Below are 20614 nucleotides of genomic sequence, written 5' to 3'. Positions count from 1 at the left end.
TCATCTAATAACTAATGACTCTTTGGTTTGCGTATATGCACTTACCAGGTTTTTAATCATTGCCAAACCGATTTCTCCTGTGAGAGTCATGATTGATTCTGGATGAAACTGAACCGCAGCAATGGGAAGTGTCTGGTGTTCTATAGCCATAATTACGTTGTCATCAGAAATCGCCGTGACTTTGAGTTCTTTTGGTAATTGTTGCTGTAGGGCAAATAATGAATGATATCTCCCGACTGCGAAGGATTCTGGTAAGTTTTTGAATAAGACACAATCGGCATCGGTAACGAAAATCCGCGAGGATTTACCATGTTGGGGATAATTAAGAACTCCTAGTTCTCCACCAAAAGCTTCTACAATCCCTTGCAGTCCCAGACACACACCGAATATGGGAATTTGACGACGCATACAGGCGGTAACAGTCTGGGGAACTTGAAAATCACTTGGTCTACCAGGGCCAGGAGATAATACAACTAAATCCGGTTGTTCTGTATCCAACAATGATTCAGGGAAGCCGTGACGTAATGTGGTGACAGTTGCGCCAGTTTGACGGATGTAATTGGCAAGGGTATGCACAAATGAGTCTTCATGATCTATCAGTAAGACGCGTTTACCAGATGCAACGTCTGGGACACATTTGCTTGATATCAGGGAATTGCAATCTTCAGTTTTTTCGTTTTGCTGCGCTCGACGAATTGTTTCAAATAAGGCTGCTGCTTTAGTAATTGTCTCTTGTTCTTCTGCTTGGGGGATGGAGTCATAAAGAACAGTAGCACCAACTCGTACTTCTGCGATCGCGTCTTTCAATCTGATTGTCCGCAGGATTAATCCTGTATTCAAATTGCCATTGAAGTTTAAATACCCAACGGCCCCACCATACCAACGGCGAGCGCTACGTTCATGCTGTTCGATAAACTCTATTGCGGCTCTTTTGGGTGCGCCGGTGACTGTCACAGCCCAAGTATGACTGAGAAAAGCGTCTAAAGCATCAAATTCTTTTCTGAGTAAGCCTTCTACATGATCCACGGTATGGATTAAGTGGCTGTACAATTCAATTTGACGACGCCCAATGACTCTTACTGAACCAGGTTCACAAATCCGGGACTTATCATTTCTATCTACGTCAGTACACATTGTCAACTCAGCTTCATCTTTGCGTGAGTTGAGTAATTGAAGAATTTGATCGGCATCATCGAGAGCATTTTGTCCCCGACTAATGGTGCCACTAATTGGGCAGGTTTCTACACGTCTACCTTCAACCCGCACAAACATTTCTGGAGATGCACCAATTAGGTATTCTCCACCCAAATTAAAAATAAATCCATAGGGACTAGGATTAATTTGCTTTAAGGTTGCAAATAGTTTGCTGGGTAGTTCTTCACAGGCTGCAAAAAAGTTTTGACTAGGAACTACCTCAAATAAATCGCCCCGACGGAAGTAATTTAGTGCCGCCTCAACTTGGTGTTTTGCATACTCGCCTCTTTGATGATCAGCGGTTTGATTCGGGACGAGATGCTGTCCTCGATAATCGACCGATTCACCTGTACGAGGCAGATTATTAGTGCTACCGTCAGCTGTTTCAAATTCATATTGAAGTCGAAATGCTTTTTGTAAATAGTAGTCAACTAGGATTAATTCATCAGGCAAATACAGTACTAAATCACGTTGGTCTGTGGGACGTTCTAACTGCTGATCAATTGGTTCAAACTGAAAAATTAAGTCGTAACCAAAAGTACCATATAATCCTAAATGTTCGTCTTCTTGACTAAAGAAAATATGTAGTATTTCCCGAATTACTGTAAATGCTGAAGGTTGTTTACTACGCTCTTCTTCAGTAAATAATTCTTGGGTGTTTTTTACCGAACCTAGGATAATATCATCATCTTGGATGACATTTTGCAGTTGTGGAGATGCGGATAGATTATAGAAGATTAATGGTAAAAGTACCTGACCGCGATCGTTCAATGCTGTCAGAGTGAAAGTATTTTTTTTGGTTGTCAATTCTAGCGGTGGATTGACAAATCCGATGGCCCATCTTTTGTATCTTCCTGGATATTCGTAGCTGCTATTCAGCAAGCCTCCACGTTGAGAATTTAGGTGGAATAGAATATTTTCCAGGGCAGTATTCATGTTAACTTCTGTAACCGAGCGAAAGATATGTACACTGCCAAGTGTTGTGTAGGAGTGGGAGTCAACAATCATGGGTAATTACTCTGAATATTTCTTAGTTCTTCGTCACAAGCTACTCATGATTAAATTCAAATTTAAACAAGTTCGATTTTTTAAAGTTTTGGCAATTTCAAGAAGGTTTGCCAGAAATTATGCAATTAATATTTATTTATCATTTCTTAAATTCTACTCAATTTAAAGTAGCTAATAAATGAACAATTCTTCGATAGCAGTAACAATTTATTTGGTTTTTATACTTTTATATATGAGTAATTTTCAAGAATGCTATTTATGATTTCTTGCCTCTTCCTATAGTTATATATTTAGGTATATGTGGGAAATAAAAAATCCTGGTTTTGCCAGGATACGAGAAATACTGATATTTTGGCAATCTTAAAATAGATGACTAAGAATGAGTGAGCAAACATCATTAGCTTTTATTGATGAAGAGTCAAGCAAGTGAGTTTGTTTGGTAATCAATAACGGCCCCTCAGTGGGAGAAGGTGGAACACAACCGTGAGATCCACGTACTAAGTCAGCATCTAAAGGAATAACATCCATCAAGTAGCGAAATCCCAGCTTTTTCTGTAAAAGTTTAAGACCGATTTTGACTTGGGGAAGTTTGATTTGAGGGTCAAGGAAAAGTTCTACAGGGTCGTAACCTGGTTTGCGATGGATATCTACGGTTCTGGCAAAATCGGGAGCATTTTTATCATCAAGCCAGTAATAATAAGTAAACCAGGTATCTGGTTGAGATACTGCTATTAATTCTCCTGATCTGGCATGATCTAAACCATAGGCTGGCTTTTCGACATTATCCAAAACATAGGCAACTCCCTCAGTCTCTTCGAGAAGCGATCGCACTTTAGGAATATAAAATGGATCGTTGACGTAGACATGAGCAATTTGATGATCGGCAACTGCAAATGCTTTACTTGCACCAGGATCTAGCAGTTCTCTTCCTAGTTCTTGGCGTACTGTTAGCAAACCATGTTCGCGCAGCATCCGATTCAGGTGGACAGGTTGAGATACTGATGTAATTCCGTATTCAGATAAAACGATTACCTGAACGCCACGATTTTCGTAGTATTGAATCAAATCGCTACAAACCGCATCAATTTCTTGTAAGTCTTGAGCTACCTTGTTTGTATCAGGGCCATATTTTTGTAAGCAGTAGTCTAGATGTGGTAGATAGACAAGTGATAGGGTGGGATGATGGTGTTCTTCCACCCATTTGGCTGATTCTGCAATCCATTGGGTAGAACGAATCGATGTGTTGGGGCCCCAAAAATTAAACAATGGGAACTGACCTAAATCTGCTTGGAGTTGCGATCGCAATTTTCCTGGTTGTGTATAAATATCAGGAATTTTCCTGCCATCAGCAGGATACATCGGTCGGGGGGTAACTGCATAGTTCACCGATGAGTACATGTTGTACCACCAGAATAAGTTGGCGCAGGTGAAGTTGGGATCTAGTTCTTTGGCTATTTCCCACACTTTGGGTGCTTGCACTAGTTTGTTGGACTGTCGCCAAAATTTGATTTCGCACTCATCCCGGAAGTACCAACCGTTGGCGACAATTCCATGTTCGCTTGGTTGTTTACCTGTGAGATAGGTTGCTTGTACTGTGCAGGTGACAGCAGGTAATACGGGTTGTACTGATGCTATCCCGGTGGATGACCAACTCGAAAGGAAAGGTGTATGTTCACCTATGAGGCTAGGTGTTAATCCTACTATGTTGAGAACGACAGTTTTTTGCATGAAAACGTACTGCGAAGGACACAAAGGAAAGAGAGATTAAAAGGGTTTTTGCGACAGTCCCATATATTTTTTAAATAGCAACTAAATGTTTTGCTAATAAATTTGCTAGAACCCACTCATATTCTCGTTGAACAGATGCCAGTAAATCTAATTTCATTGCTTCTGGTAATACATCCCAGGTGTAGGTTTCAATTTCTAAATGGGTGCAACTGTTGTCATGTTGCAGCAAATCTAACACGCTGGCGATGTCATCTTGAGTGGACTGTAACAGTTGATAATCGCGGATGAAAATTGGTACATGAAAGTGGATTCGCCACTCACATGCGCTTGTATATTCTAGGTTGGGTAAGGCGGTTTCTAAGTCGCAATAATGCAGCAATCTGTTATTAGGTTCGCGGGCGATTACCTGATGTAAATATGTCGATTCAGCGAAAGGACGTAATCGTTCTGCTATTAAGTGGCGTTGTTTAATATCTTCTGGTATCTGCACCTGCAACGCAGCACTGATTTGAATTTTACCTATTTTAATTCCCGCAGCTTGAAATTGCTGAAAAACGGAGAGGGGGTTTTCATACTCGACAGCAAAATGGCAAGTATCATAACAAATACGTACGTGTTCTAATAAATGACTTTCCGCAACGTCTTGTGAAATTCCCAAATGTTTGGCTAAATAAGCGCCACCAACAGGTAACAAATGCGCCTGGAAATAATCAATGACTTCGGCAGCATTTTCAATTAATCCATCTGGTTCTGGCTCCAAATCCAGGTGCAGCAATTTTCCTTGTTTCGCCCGGATGTGTACCATTTTTGCTACTACATTGGCTATTTGTAGACTAGCATCATCCATAACTAATGCTTGAACAAGTTGATTGCCCTCATACCAAGGCTTATAAGATAACGGCAGCGTAGAAATGCTACCCTCTACATTATGAGGCAACAATTCCGCCAAAATATTCGTTAATTGCAACGTGTAATCTAACCGTTCCTGTTTAGTCCAATCCGGTGCATAAACTTGGTCTTTCACCACCTGCCAATGAAATTGACCATAGGGAAAACCATTCAAAGTAAATACATATAAATCATGTTTTGTCAACCATAACTTAAACTCATTCAAGGCATTTCCTTGAAGTAGTTTGCTAGCTGCTACCTCTGCCAAACGTAACCCAATTCCAAAGGATTTATCTGGTGCTAATCTGGCTTTAAGAGGTGGAATATACTGCTTTAAATTGCTAAAAACCTGCTCCCATTCCTCACCAGGGTGAATATTAGAGCAATAGGTTAAGTGAAAATTATTATTAATTCCTACTTTCATCTTTTTTATTCCTAACAAATGTAAAATACGCGGGTAAACAATCCTCTTTATTTCCTATACCTTGTGTCTTCTTACGCAAGAACTCTCCCAAACTCTTCTTTGCGTCTTTGCGCCTTTGCGTGAAACTCTTAAAGAATATTTGTAGCCACACCAAAGTATTTATCTAAGAGGTCTTTGTGTACTTTGCTCCCTATCCTCAGGAAAGCCGCTGACGCATCTACGTTCCTCACTCCTCAATTAATTTTTGAAACACCAAATTACAAAAAAAAACTAGTGAACGCTTACCCCAACCAGCGACTGCTTATCTTCTACAAACTCGTGCAGCAACAATATTGCTTGCTTATACAAAGATAGATCCACTTCATGAACCTCAATTCCTTTACCAACACCTTGCAGCAAAGTCAAAGTCAATTCTCCACCCAAATGTTCGCGGAACTCAGTCAAACCCCGAAATAAACAACGAGAATCTTCCAATTCCGGCACATACAAAGTGAAACCTAAAGCTGATAGAGTATGCAGTATCTTTTGCCAATTTTTTTTACTAAGTAGCCCTAAAAGATAAGAATAGGTGCAATCTAAAGCAATACCAATCGCCACTGCTTCTCCATGACGCAAATTGTAGTTTGTCAAATGCTCTAATTTATGCGCCGCCCAATGTCCAAAATCCAGAGGACGAGATGAACCCATTTCAAAAGGATCACCACTGTTAGCAATGTGTTCTAGGTGTAATTGGGCGCAACGATAAATTAACTGTTGCATGGCGTCCATGTCTCGGTGGACAAGGGCTGCACTGCGATTATGAATAAAATCAAAGAAATTAGCATCCTTAATGAGCGCTACCTTGAGAGCCTCAGCGATACCAGAACGCCAATCGCGATCGCCTAAGGTTTTCAAGAAGCTAGAGTCATTAATCACCGCATAAGGTGGCGCAAATGTGCCGAGAAAGTTCTTTTTTCCAAAGGCGTTGATGCCGTTTTTTACTCCTACACCTGAATCATTTTGTGCTAACACAGTCGTGGGAATCCGAATCAAGCGAATTCCCCGGTGAGCAGTTGCGGCTGCATATCCGACTAAATCCAACACTGCACCACCGCCAATAGCCAATATGTAGGAATGGCGACACAATCGAGCCGTATCAATTACCTGATGAATTTGCTCTACCAACTTGGGATTATTTTTAGCGGCTTCTCCACCCGGAACAATCATCGGTTCAAGGGCGAGTGTTAATACTTCCCCATAAAACTTGGTATACGCCGTTAATTGCTGAAGCAAACCAGGAAAAAACTCTAATAACCCTGCATCGACAATCGCTACAACTTTCTTCGGTTTTGTCTCCTCATCAGCTGTAATCACTTGGGCTAATGTAGGATTTTTCAACTCAAACAAATTATTTGTGAAGTAAATTCCATAATTGAAACTAACCGTAACACTTTGGCAAATTGGTTGCAGGTTAAATGTACTTGTTTTCTTGATATCCATTACCATATTTTTGCTGATATATCCATAAGTGCGGCACGATTTAAAGCCTGAAGGAACACCTCTACCGAGTGAGAACCATCTACCTTGATTTTGTTATTGATCATGAAGAACGGCACACTGGTGATACCTTTCAACTGAGCAGACTTTGATGCCGTCACAATTGCCTCTAAAGCGGTATCATCTAGCAATTGCGATCGCAGTTCAGTTGCATCCATTTGGTGACTTGTACCGATGTCAACCAAAACATCAATATCACCAATGTTCAAACCGTCTTCAAAGTAAGCCTGATAAATTGCTTCTACAACATTATTTCTGATATTTACTGGTGCAATTTCAATCAGTCGGTGAGAAAGCTTAGTATTGACAGCCAAACGAACTTTATCAAAATCTAATTTAACTCCAGCAGCCTCACCTTGGCATTGCGTATAATCAAACAAACTTTGGATTTGTTCTGCTGAAATGCCCTTTCTTTTTTGCATAAAGCTACGAAGTTCATAACCAGAATTAGGAACACTATCATCTAATAAAAAAGGATGCCAACGAATATCCACCGCCTGTTCTGTAAATTGTGCCAATGCATTAAACAAATGCTTTTTCCCAATTCGACACCAGGGACATACTGTATCGTGAAAAATATCTATAAGCATAATTATTATTGTTGAACTACTGAAGCTATTTAGAAAATTTCATATACAATATCCTCCTCTTACCTCCGCGCCTCTGGGTACGCCACTTGCTTCTCTTCTCTACGAGAGGCTGCGCTAACGAGACGCTCCGCGAACAAGTCGGGGAACCCGCCCAACACGCTGCCTTGTCTCTGCGTGATATTCTTTCTATATTCACAACCAAAAAATCAAAAATTTGTCGCCTGATATTTTTGATCAATCATGTCTAATCTTTGTAGAGAATAGTTAATTTCCCCTTCCCAAAAACTTTGATTACTTTCAAACTCTTTAATTAATGCATCCCGGTTTTTGCCTACTACCAATTTTGCCAAGCGGCTATATGTATTAGCCAAAGAACTAATTGCCTGACATCTCTCCTCTGTAGCCAACATAATATCAACGCATAAGTTAGGACTTTGAGAAAATAACCGTTTAACAATATCAATTTCTTGACGATAATTTGGGGTAGAAATTGTTAAACTGCGTTCTATATCAATATTTTCCTGTGCTAAAAAAACGCCTAAACTAAATCTTAAAAAATGCTGGGTAGCTTGAATAATTACCATCATTTGGTCATGTTCTTCAGGCGAACAGGTGATTATTTCCCCACCCTGACTTTTAATTAAATCTAATAACCATGCAAAAGAGTCATCATGCCGACCTGGACATACCACAACTTTTTGTTCTAAGAACGATGTAATATTAGGCCCAAACATAGGATGTAATCCCATTACAGGACCACAATGGTGTTTGAGCATTGCCTGAGTCGGCAGACTCTTAATACTTGTAATGTCACATAACGCTGTAGTTGGAGATAGATATTTAGCTGCGCGTTTAATAACACCAACTGTATATGCAATTGGCACACTGACTAATACTAATTCTGCCTGATTTAATAATTGGTCTGCATACTCCCAATCTTCGTGTTCGAGAATATTAACATTGTGACCTACCGCTACAAACTGCTCTTTAAAGAATCTTCCCATCCTACCATGTCCACCGATGATTGTAATTTGTCGGGGTCGAGGATGATTTACCGATGTAGATTCAGGGGTAATTGTGGCATGACAACTATTTACCACACCCGCCCAAACAGATTCAGGAATACCAGCTTGAGCAAGTAGAGGAGCCACATCAGCTAGTTGTTCTTCTAAAGAAAGACATTTTGATGCTGCTAGTAATGATAGGCGATCGCTCAATAAGGCGATCAAGTTTTGGTCGGTTTGTTTCAGCTTTTCTGGGATCATAAACCTAATATCATTTCCCAAAAGATTGTTCAGTCAAAATTAAAATTTCTATGCTTTAAGTCACAGCAAACATTTGCGCCAATGCCGTGGAAATCGGCAATAAGCTCAGGACTATGAATCCATAGGGCAAACCTGCAAACCCCGCAGCAACTGTGGCGTCTAAAACAATTAGTGATAGTATCCCAGCCTTGACGGCAATGCGAATTTGCTCTGGAGACGGCTCACATACAGCTTTAATAAAAGGAAGTAACACCCGGATAGCGAACAAAAGTAAAAATGCTAATGCTGCGAGAACTTGATAGTTTTGTAATAACCCCAGCCCTAAAAGTCCACCAATTACCGTTGAAATTAGCAACAGTGCTACTACCGCAGTACTCAGCTTGGCTCCATGCACTTCACCCCGGCTTAAAACAGTGATTCCCGCAATGTAAACTATGGGAATTAAAGCCAAAAACCAGTACTCTCCTATCATTGCTGGTAAGACACTCACACCCAGCAATAAATTACCTCCCCGGCAAATTCCCATATTGATGGGGCCGAGAAGAGAATGGTGCTTCCCGAAAGCATCATAAAATAGGGCAACCAAGGCGATACCCATAGCCAAAGTAGCACTCAACCATGAGACTTGAGCCGCTGCTGCTACCCCCATACTTAAAAGCAAGCTACCTAGTAAAATTGCTCCTTTCCGAGTCGCCCTACCACTGGGAATCGGTCGCTCTGGGCGCTCTTGACCATCTAATTCGGCATCATATACATCATTAAATACCACACCTCCACCATACAACCCAGTGGTTGCTAGCAGTAACCATGCCAATGAACCAATTGCTGCATTGTCCGCAAAAATGCACCCTGAAGCCGCGAACCCAGCGAGGATATCTGCCCATGCGGTGACAATGTTAGCCGGTCGCATTAATTGCAGATATGCCCATAAACGATAGGAAGTTAATGTTGCAGTATTCATAATCATTACTCAATTAGGGCATATTCACGGCTTGGCTCTATTAGTGGTTGTTGTCCCCGGAGTACAGAATTATCATTGAACATCTGTCGTTGATCGATGGGGGTAGAATTGAGCCAGTCTGACTCTTGCATTTGACCACTTTGGCTATAAGCTACAAGGGCATTTTGATAACAGACTGCTTGCACAGCCGCTGGGGAAATACCTCGTTCTAGCATTAGTTGGGCAGTTTTAGGCACAGCCAGGGGATCACTCACCCCCCAATCAGCGCTACTGTCTACGATGATGTTATTACTTCCATATTGGCGGACAATTTCTACCATGCGCGCATTCCCCATTTTGGTATTGGGGTAAATGGTGAATGCTGCCCAAAATCCCCGGTCTAAAACTTCCTCTACTGTTTCTTCGTTGTTATGATCCATAATTACCCGTGATGGATCTAAGCCATGCTCAATGCAGACATCCATACTACGACTTGTACCTGCTTTTTTGTCGCGGTGGGGTGTATGAATCATCACTAGCATGTCCAGTTCTTGGGCTAATTCTAGCTGGAGACGAAAGTATTTATCTTCGGCTGGGGTCATGTCATCGTAGCCAATTTCACCAATGGCAACTACACCCTCTTTACACGCATACAAAGGTAAAAGTTCCATTACTTGCTCGGCTAAGGCTTCGTTATTGGCTTCCTTTGAGTTTAGCCCCATTGTGCAGTAATGTTTAATCCCAAATTGAGCCGCCCGAAACCGTTCCCATCCTACGAGACTACTAAAGTAATCTTGGAAGGAGCCAATATTGGTGCGGGGTTGTCCTAACCAAAATGCTGGTTCAATGACTGCGATAATTCCCGACTGCCGCATTTTTTGGTAATCGTCGGTGGTGCGAGAACTCATGTGAATATGAGGATCAATAAATCTCATTATTTCTACCTTTAAAGTTGTGGACTTAAGCTTTTCCAGGTCAAAGACTTTGTATCTATAAATTTCTGTAAGTTAGGGTAACTAGCCAGAAGAATTTGAGCTTGTGGTAGTGGACAATCAGCACAAGCAAGGGCCGCAGCGGCTTGTTGAATAGGATCGGGGTCGGCGATCGCTCGCTGCAAATCGACTAAAATAGCAGCATCGGCAAATTTTCCTACCAATCGCCAAATTCCCGCCGGGACTGAACGATTAGCGCTCTGACGTTCGTGGATATAATCAATTAACATCCTCGCTAGTTCGCGGTTAGCACGAAAATCAAGACCGTGAATAAAATGTAGCGGACTACCTACAAATAAAGCTTTTAACACCATTTGATTCCATGCCAAGGTATCTAAATAGTGGGCTGGGTAGGGATTTCGTAAGGCAATAGCATTAAAAACTGCTGTCATATTGCTGCGGACTCCCTCAGCGGCAAGCTTTTGCAGTCTTTCTGGATAAGGTAATAAGGGTAACGCTTGATATAGTGCTATTAGTTCTCCTATGTCAGCCGTTGCAAATACTTGCTCTAGGGTATGCAAATATATTTCTGGATTATCTTGTGGAAGAGCTAGTAACAATAATGTCCGAGCAGCTTGATCTACACTCCAATGACTAGGAACCCAACCATTTTTGAGTGCCGAGGCTGCTTTTAAATCTTTTGGAGGGAGGTGAAGCTGATTTTTACCTATATGACGAGACACTGCACTAAATGCTGTGAAAAAGTCTCGACTAATACCACAGTTACTAATTTGTTCTCTTTTTCTAGAGAGCCAATTAACAGCTTCTGGAGTGGTTTTTTGAGCAATCCAGTGATGTAATAAGCTGGTAATACTGGTTTTTTTACAATAAATTACATTAGACATAATTACTATTTCAATATTTTGTATTCTTGCCCTGACTCAATTTCGATTTTTAAAATCTCAAATTAAATCAGGGAAAGATTATGGTTGCGAAGTTATCAAACAGAAGTCATTTCCAGTTTCTTCTTCTGCCTATTTTTCCGCAATTTCACAACACTAGCCCCAAGACCAAATATTCCCAGGCCTAATATTGAAGCAGGCTCAGGTACTTTAGCTGCGCGCTCTACACTTAAGACTTGAATCCGACCTTGAAAGAAATCGCCTACATAAACCGTGTCATTGTTATAATGCAAACCAGCAGTCCAGTTAAATTTGCCTGGAGACAGGTCGATGGGGGTGCCGTAGGGCGTGGTTCCACCCAAAGCTGGGGGTATGGGAGGTGGTACAATTTCGCCAAATGAATTGCGGGTTGGTTCACCAAAGGTAGTTAAGAAGTTCCCGTCTTGATCGAATACTTGAACCCGGCTATTTTGCGAGTCTGCTACATATATATTTTCGTACTCGTCCACATCAATGCCGATTGGCTCTCTAAACTCTCCGAGTTCAGAGCCGGTGGAACCAAAGGCAAAGAGAAAATCACCATTGGAATCAAGAACTTGAACCCGACCGTTGTACTGGTCATTAACATAAATTCTGCCAGTATTCTCGGAGATAATTAAACCACCAGGCCCGGAAAATTCACCAGGACCACTGCCAGGACTACCAATAGTTCTAATTTGTTGGCCTTCTGAGTTATATACTTTGATAATATCAGCACTAAAGTCAGTGACATGTAAATTACCAGCCGCATCGAAATCCATACCCCCAGGGCCAAAGAATAATCTATCTTCTACAGCCCCACCAAATGAGCCATAGGACATTTTAAAGTTACCCTGGGCATCGAAGACGTTAATCCGGCTGTTGAAAACATCACCCACATGCAGATCACCTGTGATGGGGTTGAATCTGAGGTCTGCTGGTTCGTCGAACTCTCCAGGGCCTGAGCCTGTGCTACCAATGCCTCTCAGATAGTTACCTTGTTGATCAAAGACATCTACACGGTCGATACCCCGACCATTACTCACAAAAATATTCTGGGTTGAATCCTGTACTCCTATGCCCTGGGGAACAGTAATTACCCCTGGAACACCAGGAAAATCACCATCGGTAAAGGTAGCAGGTCTACCAATACTCGTTTCATATTTTAAACTTAAAGCTTCGGCTTCACCGACTACTGCCAATGTCATCAATCCAGCGCTAGCCAGTGCGATTGATAATTTTTTTACAAATGCCATCTGAGTTAAGCTCCTGAAAGGTGGGGAAAGGGATGATTAATGACTAATGCGTTTGCGCTTCGCCAAAGAAGTTGTGCCGAATGCAGCAGCCACTATAAGACCGAGGACAGTTGTTGGTTCGGGAACTTTTGTTGCCACAAAGTTAGGATTGTAGCTGAGGACTTGTCCGACACTGGGGCGATCGCCTCGGTTGGTAATATAAATAGTGCCGTCGGAACCAACTTCTAGAGAAGTAGCAGATTCTAGTCCTTCACCAGCACTAATCAGAGTTGTACGAGTACCATCAGGGGCTACTTGAAATAAAGAAGCAGCAAAATCATTTTGCCATGCTGGTTTATCGGCATATTGTAAAACTAACAAGTTGCCATTTTGGTCAAACTCCAAGTCACCGATTTGTGTAAAACCATCAGCGAAGACTGTTGGTATACCATCATCCCCGACTCGATAGACACGCGATCCACCTTCTGGATAAGGAAAGCCGGAAAAGTCACTCACATATCTAGCACCATCTGGCCCAATTACTACACCTGTAGGTACTGGTTGTAATGGAATTTCGTTTATTGGTGCATTCGGATCTACGCCTGGAGGTGGCTCTTGTCCCGGTGGAAGTTCTGGGAAAACAGCATTTTCAAATGGGCGGCTAAAAAATGGCACTACATCTGTAATGCCGCTGCCATCAAGTGCCACACTAATTAAGGTATTGGCACCTGCGTCAACTACATAAGCTGTATCACCTTGAATAGCTAAAGCATAAGGGTTGGAGATGACATCACCCTGATCAGGATTATTGAAGAGTTCAAATTGTGCTAAATCGGCAAGACTGTTGAGCGCACCTGTGTTCAAGTCAATATTATAAAGTTGTCCGAAGGTGGAATTATTGAAAACTGTGTCACGGTTTGTGGGGTCGCCAGCGAAGCCATAAACTAGATAAGCGTTACCTTGGGAATCAAACTTGAGGTCTTGAGGCCCAGCACCTTCAATCCCACTCCCTTGCAATGCTAGAGAAGGTAGATCCTGAAATATCCGCTCTTGTTGGCCATTTTTAATTCTCGTAATGGCAGCAGTATTACCAGAGCATAAAGAGGCAAATTGTACACTAGGGGATTGTATACATCCTCCGTCTCCGCCTATACCTGTTTCTGTGACGTAGATACTACCGTCAGGGCCAACACTCACACCCCGTGCATTATCAAGACCGTCCGCAATCACGGAAAATGTAGCTGCTTGAGCTGCTCTTGGTACAGAAACAACAGCAATGCAGAGACTAGCAAGCGTTAGAGCAAATGACTTGAGTTTCATACTTTTAGGATTAAGAGTTGATAATTTGGGGAAACTTTGATCACAAGGAATCTCTTGCCCTCAGAGCATTTAGAGTCCACACTGATATGGATGGGAAACTTTTTACCTGAGCGCCAGGAACTTATTGACTTTTTCGCAACCAAACAAGGCCCAACGCGCCAAGAGTCAATGCACCTAATGCAGAATTAGGTTCAGGAACAGACTGGATATTTGCAATTCTGAGTACTTGGCCTTGGCCTGGGCGATCGCCTCGGTTGGTGATGTAAATTGCCCCATCAGCACCAAGGGTAAAAGCGCTGGGTGACTCTAATTCATTGCCACTGAGGATGGTTGTACGAGTGCCATTGGCAGCTATTTTAATTAAAGAACCCTCTAAGTTACCCTTCCAAGCTGACTCATTGGCGTATTGCAAAGCATACAAGTTACCCGCAGAATCAAATTCCAAGTCTGTGAGTTGGGTAAAGCCATCTGCATAGATTGTTGGTTGTCCATCAGCACCAACGCGATAGATTTTGGCGCCACCTTCTGGAAAGGGAAAACCAGTAAATTGACTGATGTAATAAGCACCATCGGGGCCTTTGGTAACACCAGAGGGGACGGCTTGACTGGGAAACTGCAACGATGGCGTTTCACTTGGAGAGGGAACTTGTGCAGGTTCATTGGATGGAGAACCGGAAGGAGGGAAGACTGGATTAGTTAATATATCTGGAGGAAATACTGCGATCGCTTGTAAATCGCTGCCATTAGTCTTAACACTTAGCAAGTCATTAGCACCTGCATCCACCGCCACAAGTTGATTACCATCTATGAGAAAACTTAAGGGATTGCTATTGATATCACTGCCATCAGGATTGTTAACTAGTTCGTAGTTAGCTAAATCAGCAATACTTGTCCAGGAATTAGTCTGAAAATCAGCAGTAATAATGTTACCTAGTTCAGTATCACCCAGGCGATCGCCAAAGGCTGGATTAGCTCCATACCCCAGCAAAATATAAGGCAGACCTGTGGCATCAAATTTGATATCACGAGGGCCGGAAGCTCCTGTACCATCTGGTAATGCTAAGGAAGAAAGCCCTGTAAGTATACGTTTAGTCTTACCATTCTCTATCTTGGTAACTGCACCGGTTGTACCATAGCATAAAGAGTCGCCTTGACCACTAGGAGGTGGAACACAATTTCCATTTCCCCCTATTCCTGCTTCGGTAACATAGAGACTACCATCAGGGCCAAAGCTCAGACCTCCAGCATTATCAAGTCCATCGGCAATTACCGAAAATGATGCAGCTTCCGCAGCTGTTGTTGCAGAAAAAGCAGCAACACAAAAACTAAAAAGAGTAATAGTAAGTTGTTTGAGTTTCATTTGTCAGATGACTAATGACTAGTGACTAATTCTGGAGTTTTCGGTACATAACTCATTCCCCGGTCAAAAGATTGGAGGTTACCTGCTTTGGCTTCCAGCATCCGTTTGATATTCATGCTCTCAGCGCCAAAGTCTTCAATTTGGAGTTTGCCATGATCAAGAGGTGCATTGGCTTTCCAGAATGTGATTCGATGCAAAATCAAACCAGACGCGTCTGGGTCACCGAAAGCATAAGAGGTGGGAATTAACAGTGCCACGGAGCGTTGATAGTATTCATAATCTGGATAGAAGTATTCTTCTTCCAGTAAGTAGTATTTACTCAGAGCATGTAGTTTTACAGAAATATTGACTTTTTGGTCATATTCATCTCTAAATTCACCTGACTGACGAGTAATCTCACCAGATGGTCTGACCAAATGCGCCCATTCATCCAAATTGCGGAGGTCTGATAAGTATTCAACTCCAATTTCAATTGGTGCATCAATATAGATGGTGTCGGTATCGATGAAATAGCGTCCTTTTGCGGCTGTAGTTCGACCAGTTTGACGTTCTAAAATTCCCTTAAGAGAACGACATTCGGAAGTATGTACAGTGTGTATTCCCTGCATAATCATTTGAGTTTGTCGTTTGGGATCAACAAAACTCAACCAGTGAAAGTACACACCCTTTTCATCTGTTCCCGGCTCGATGTAGTCGGGAGGAAAAAGTAACACTGGGTAAACTTGAAAATATTTCTGATACTCAAATCCGCAATGCCACTCAATGCCATAAAAAAGCGGATTTTCTAGTTTTTTAACGTGATAGTAGAGATTTTTGTGATATCCAGAAGCAGTTCCTAACCAGGTGTCTTCGTCAACTTGCTCTTGCATCCGGCTAAAAAGCGTCCAATCATCTAAGTTTTTGAGACTACACAGGTATTCAAAGGCGCTTTCTGGTGAAGTGGCGATATAAGCTGATGTTGCAAAGGTATTTTTTTCCATTTGTGGCTCCTAACAAGTTAATAATTAACAATTAAGCAGCAATTGCTTTTGTCTTAATTTTTTTAGCATTCATGATTCGTGCTTCTGCTAATCGTTTAGAGGCTTCGTTGGTTGTAATTTGTTGTTGTTTGGCAATCTCGAAAATTGCTAGCAATGTGTCATAAATGTTATGCACCTGTTGGAAAGCCTTTTCTTCGTCATAGCCAATCATTTCGTTATAAACATTAATTAATCCTCCGGCATTAATTACATAATCCGGGCAGTAAATAATGCCTTTTTCTGTCAACATTTGGCTATGTGTCTGCTCGTCACCCAATTGATTATTAGCAGCACCAGCAATAATGGGAGCTTTCAACAGAGGAATGGATTCACTATTGAGCATTCCGCCTAAAGCGCAAGGGGCAAAAATATCGACATCAAGAGAGTAAATTTCTTCTGGTTCTACAACAGTTGCACCAAACAGTCTTCTAATTTCTGCTGTTTTAGCTGGATTGACATCACTAACAAAAAGTTGCATCCCATTTTCATGCAAATGCTGGCAAAGATTTTTACCGACATTTCCTAGCCCTTGAACTGCAACTTTCAGCCCTGTGAGGTTTTTGGTTTGCAAACGAAATTCAACAGCAGCTTTAATGCCTAAGAATACTCCCATTGCTGTGATGGGTGCAGGGCCGCCGGACTTTTCGGATACGCCTACTACATAGTTAGTTTCTTGACCAATGGTTCGGACGTTTTCAGGGGTAATATTAACATCTTGTCCTGTAATAAAACGCCCATTGAGACTATCAACAAAACGTCCATAGGCTCTTAAAAGCTCATCTGTTTTATTTTCAGGATTGGCAATAATCACTGCTTTACCGCCACCAGCCGGAATGTTGGCACAGGCAGCTTTGTAAGTCATACCCCGACTCAGACGTAGAGCGTCTTTTAAGGCGGCTTCTTCGTTGACATAAGGCAATAGTCTTGTGGCCCCCATTGCTGGGCCTAAGGTTGTATCATGAATGGCAATTATTGCCTTAATATCTGGGTCTTTGCCATGACAGAACAGAACTTGTTCATGGCCCATTTCTTTTACAGTTTCAAATAGCAGCATTTTTGTGTCCCAATGATCAAGTATGCAGAGCTTTGTCTAATTTAAAGTGCTAGAAAGAGCGCGAGTTTAGTGATACCAATTAGGTATGAATGGGAAAATTGGGATGCTTGGTACTTTTTGGATGTCTTAAACAGATGGAAATGAAACTGACTTGGCGGGATTTTTCCCTTGGTTAGATTTGACTCCTTGAGCCGCCAAACTCTTATTACGTCCACCAGAAGGTGCAAGTCGGTCAGGGTCTATTACTACATCAATTAAAAAGGGAACTGTTGAGGCGATCGCTTGTTCTAGAGCTGCTTCAATATCTGTTTCTCTGACGACGGCGATGGCTTCGGCTCCCATTCCCCGGGCAATCATGGTGAAGTTTGTCACTGGCATTGTGGCATCAGCACCTTTTAATCCCAACACTTTCATGCCTTGATGGCACATGTTATAGCGCGCATCGTTGAGTACAATCCAAATGGCAGGAATTTTGTATTTCACGGCTGTGCTGATTTCGTTATTCATCAACATGGCCCCATCACCAACGATGGCTACTGCTTTGCGATTTTGGGCTTGGGCTGCACCCAAAACTCCTGTGACAGCATGACCCATTGCCCCTACGCCTGTGCTAACTCGGTAACGATCTGCTTGATTAAATCGCAGGTAATGAGTTGACCAAGTAAATGAGTTGCCACACTCTGCCATGACGATGGCATCGCTACCCTCAACAATGACTTTTTGAATTGCTGCCATCAATACTTCTGGGCGTACTGGATAATCTATATCTAGGTCTAGGGCAACTTCTTCGCGTTCTGGATGAGGTAAGGATGAGATTTGGGGGCGGTGTGCAACATCTGGTAACTGCTGTAACAGTTCCTGCACATAGGTTTTAATATCAGCCCGAACTGAGAAGGTTTCCGCCGATGGATATGCTACCCCTGGGACTTCTGGGTCAATATCTACATGGACAAAGCCTCTTGGGGGCACCATGGCCGGACTCCAAAAGGAAGTTGGTTCACCTAGACGGGTTCCCAAAACGAGTGTGCGTAGTGGCGGTTGCTGTTGCATATATGTAAAGACACTAGCGTGACCACCTAAGCCTGAGACACCGACAAATTGGGGATGATCTTCGGGAAAGATGCCTTTAGCACGGGGTGAACAGATGACTGGTGCGCCAGTTTTTTCAGCTAGTTGGCGGATTTCCTCTGCTGCTGCACGCGCCCCAAAACCGACCCAGATAGCGAAGGGGCCAGCAGATAATAACTCTACAGATTTAGCGATCGCTTCTTTATTTGGTGCGATGGGAGAATAGGCAATATCTAGTTGGGGCCAAGCTATATCATCAACTAAACTTGTTTGCACACCAGTGGGAATACTTAAGTGGGCTACAAATCCTCCTGGTTGGGCTAAAGCCAAGGCCAGTTTGCGAAAAATCTGTGGGAGTTGTGCCGCAGATTCCAAGGTGACTGCATAGTTAAACAGTGCGCCTGAGGTAAACATGCCCCCACTGGGTAAGGTATGGCTGCTGGTTTCTTGAATTGCCCAACGTCCACGCTGTGGTGCTGAGGTACAAGCCGACAGCAATATAATTTTTGCACCTTCCCCACGAGCTGCAAATAAACCCGTGAGGGAATTGGTGATCCCCGGCCCGGCTGTGGTGAAAACTACTGTCGGGCGATCGCTAGCAAAGTATGCTTCCACTGCGGCAAAGGCAGCCCCTGCTTCATGGCGAAAGTTCAATACCTGAATATTGCTATTGGACAAGGCACCCCAAAGGCTGGCCATGGCCCCACCCGCAACACCAAAAGCGTAGTTTACTCCTAAAGTCGTCAACATTTGGGCGATGGCATTTGCCACTGAGAGCTTTGGCGCTGTTTCGTCGTATAGAAAAGGCTGCGTTTCTCTGCCCTTCTCCAAATCCTCAAACTGATGGGAATCGTCTGATGGATATTCTACGTATTTGCTCTTTGCCGGTAATTCTTTGTATGTTTCAGTCGTCACTATGGGAGAGTTTGAACCAGTATAATTTTTACTCATTGCTTTCAAGTAATTCCAGAAACTTGCATCAAGGCTCGTTATTCTAAACTTCGACTGCTGAGAATATCTAATACAAACAACTCTGTTGTTTTTTACGTTTATGACTGAGCTTGACAATCGTAGAGATAGTCAAATTTTTGCTGATTGCCGTTTTTAACTCCAGTATTGGCAAATCTATTGAGAAAAATAAAACAATCAAGGATGTGCTTCTAGTAACCAGAGTAGAGGACATACAGACTGATTCACAATGAAAAATCTTTTGATGAGAGTGTCAATTCTTTCGCTTAACTCACCCATAGAGGTTATTTCGATTTGAAAATCACAAAATTGTCAATATCTTGTTATCACTATTCAGTACTCCAGTAATTATTTTTTTGTATCTATGCCTTTTAGTAGATCTCTTATGTAATACCAGTAATTGAAGTTTACTACTAGGGATAGATGTCTACAAAAAATAAAAATATGACAAACACATATAATTCATAATTCTGTCAATACGTAAGTCTGAAATTAGTAATTATGCTAAAAATCCAAAAAATCAAAAGGTATTAAATTAAACTTTGTACTGAATTTGTGGGGGACACAATGCGTGGTGCGGATCAAAATTAGGCGATAAACCTGCCTAAAAATTGTGTTTCTGTCTCCGATTTCCCAGAAGATTTTAAGTAATATTGCTTATTGACAAAATTATTAATAATAAGTAGAGATGAAATGAGATACGTACGTAAGCCTACAAAGCTGATAAATCAACATTTTATGTGTCCTTTACGGTAGGAGTAACTGCCATCACCTTAATTTTTTAACCACGGAAGAAGACTAAAAGCGACATTGCTTCAACTAATAATCAAAATTTGTGACCAGTAAGAATGTATCTCTTTTGGCGGATGACTCAGCATATTCTGCTATAGTTAGATTCATGAGAGATAAAGTTAAGAAAAGTTAAGCCAATTAAGAGGATACAAAAGCGCTTAAGTCTATGACTCGATAGCTGCAAACCTCTACTGTCATTGGCTTGTTAGAGGATGAAATATTGTTGACATGACATTTTTTCCTCTTTCTGGAGGAAATCACTGCCCCGGACTCTCAGAAATATTCAACTGTGTTTGGTAAATGCGAAAAAACTTGAGCCGGCTGTGATTACTGGCTTATTAACTGGTTATTAGGCTGGCATAAAAAAACTAA

Annotated in this window: 15 protein-coding genes; all 15 read right to left on the bottom strand. The window is 42.0% G+C overall.

Features of this window, described 5'->3' with window-relative positions; translation table 11 throughout:
* Nucleotides 1-2202, bottom strand: a complete 2202-nt coding sequence (locus ACM0OT_RS14410) for an anthranilate synthase (protein WP_414565027.1) — start codon at nucleotides 2200-2202, stop codon at nucleotides 1-3.
* 360 nt (nucleotides 2203-2562) lie between these two features.
* Nucleotides 2563-3930 (bottom strand): alkaline phosphatase family protein, encoded by a 1368-nt coding sequence (locus tag ACM0OT_RS14405; RefSeq protein ID WP_414565025.1) that lies wholly within the window; start codon nucleotides 3928-3930, stop codon nucleotides 2563-2565.
* 70 nt (nucleotides 3931-4000) lie between these two features.
* Nucleotides 4001-5242: a metabolite traffic protein EboE gene (gene eboE, locus ACM0OT_RS14400; RefSeq protein WP_414565024.1), complete on the bottom strand. Its 1242-nt coding sequence runs from the start codon at nucleotides 5240-5242 to the stop codon at nucleotides 4001-4003.
* 270 nt (nucleotides 5243-5512) lie between these two features.
* On the bottom strand, nucleotides 5513-6727 hold the full coding sequence (locus tag ACM0OT_RS14395) for a 3-dehydroquinate synthase (RefSeq protein WP_414565023.1): 1215 nt from the start codon (nucleotides 6725-6727) through the stop codon (nucleotides 5513-5515).
* On the bottom strand, nucleotides 6721-7368 hold the full coding sequence (locus ACM0OT_RS14390) for a DsbA family oxidoreductase (protein ID WP_414565022.1): 648 nt from the start codon (nucleotides 7366-7368) through the stop codon (nucleotides 6721-6723). Before ACM0OT_RS14390 ends, ACM0OT_RS14395 begins: the two co-directional genes overlap by 7 nt.
* Before the next feature lie 206 nt (nucleotides 7369-7574).
* Nucleotides 7575-8633 (bottom strand): bifunctional chorismate mutase/prephenate dehydrogenase, encoded by a 1059-nt coding sequence (tyrA, locus tag ACM0OT_RS14385; RefSeq protein WP_414565021.1) that lies wholly within the window; start codon nucleotides 8631-8633, stop codon nucleotides 7575-7577.
* A 55-nt stretch (nucleotides 8634-8688) separates the two neighbouring features.
* Nucleotides 8689-9594, bottom strand: a complete 906-nt coding sequence (gene eboC, locus ACM0OT_RS14380) for a UbiA-like protein EboC (RefSeq protein ID WP_414565020.1) — start codon at nucleotides 9592-9594, stop codon at nucleotides 8689-8691.
* Between the two features lie 5 nt (nucleotides 9595-9599).
* Nucleotides 9600-10508, bottom strand: coding sequence for a TatD family hydrolase (locus ACM0OT_RS14375; RefSeq protein ID WP_414565019.1), 909 nt, complete (start codon nucleotides 10506-10508; stop codon nucleotides 9600-9602).
* Between the two features lie 11 nt (nucleotides 10509-10519).
* Complete coding sequence (locus ACM0OT_RS14370; protein ID WP_414565018.1) at nucleotides 10520-11410, bottom strand: EboA family metabolite traffic protein; 891 nt, start codon at nucleotides 11408-11410, stop codon at nucleotides 10520-10522.
* Nucleotides 11411-11505: 95 nt separating this feature from the next.
* Nucleotides 11506-12681, bottom strand: a complete 1176-nt coding sequence (scyF, locus tag ACM0OT_RS14365) for a scytonemin biosynthesis PEP-CTERM protein ScyF (protein ID WP_414565017.1) — start codon at nucleotides 12679-12681, stop codon at nucleotides 11506-11508.
* A gap of 36 nt (nucleotides 12682-12717) precedes the next feature.
* Complete coding sequence (locus ACM0OT_RS14360; RefSeq protein ID WP_414565016.1) at nucleotides 12718-13980, bottom strand: ScyD/ScyE family protein; 1263 nt, start codon at nucleotides 13978-13980, stop codon at nucleotides 12718-12720.
* 121 nt (nucleotides 13981-14101) lie between these two features.
* Nucleotides 14102-15340, bottom strand: coding sequence for a ScyD/ScyE family protein (locus tag ACM0OT_RS14355; protein WP_414565015.1), 1239 nt, complete (start codon nucleotides 15338-15340; stop codon nucleotides 14102-14104).
* Nucleotides 15341-15351: 11 nt separating this feature from the next.
* Nucleotides 15352-16320: a scytonemin biosynthesis cyclase/decarboxylase ScyC gene (gene scyC, locus ACM0OT_RS14350; protein ID WP_414565013.1), complete on the bottom strand. Its 969-nt coding sequence runs from the start codon at nucleotides 16318-16320 to the stop codon at nucleotides 15352-15354.
* A 31-nt stretch (nucleotides 16321-16351) separates the two neighbouring features.
* Complete coding sequence (gene scyB, locus ACM0OT_RS14345; RefSeq protein WP_414565011.1) at nucleotides 16352-17413, bottom strand: tryptophan dehydrogenase ScyB; 1062 nt, start codon at nucleotides 17411-17413, stop codon at nucleotides 16352-16354.
* Between the two features lie 126 nt (nucleotides 17414-17539).
* Nucleotides 17540-19432, bottom strand: coding sequence for a scytonemin biosynthesis protein ScyA (gene scyA / locus ACM0OT_RS14340; RefSeq protein WP_414565010.1), 1893 nt, complete (start codon nucleotides 19430-19432; stop codon nucleotides 17540-17542).
* Nucleotides 19433-20614 lie beyond the last annotated feature (1182 nt).

Origin of the sequence: Anabaena sp. CCY 9613 (genome assembly GCF_963920895.1) — a bacterium.
Classification (GTDB): domain Bacteria; phylum Cyanobacteriota; class Cyanobacteriia; order Cyanobacteriales; family Nostocaceae; genus Cyanocohniella.
Note: the sequence above shows the minus strand (reverse complement) of the source record. Positions and strands in the feature narration are given on the sequence as shown.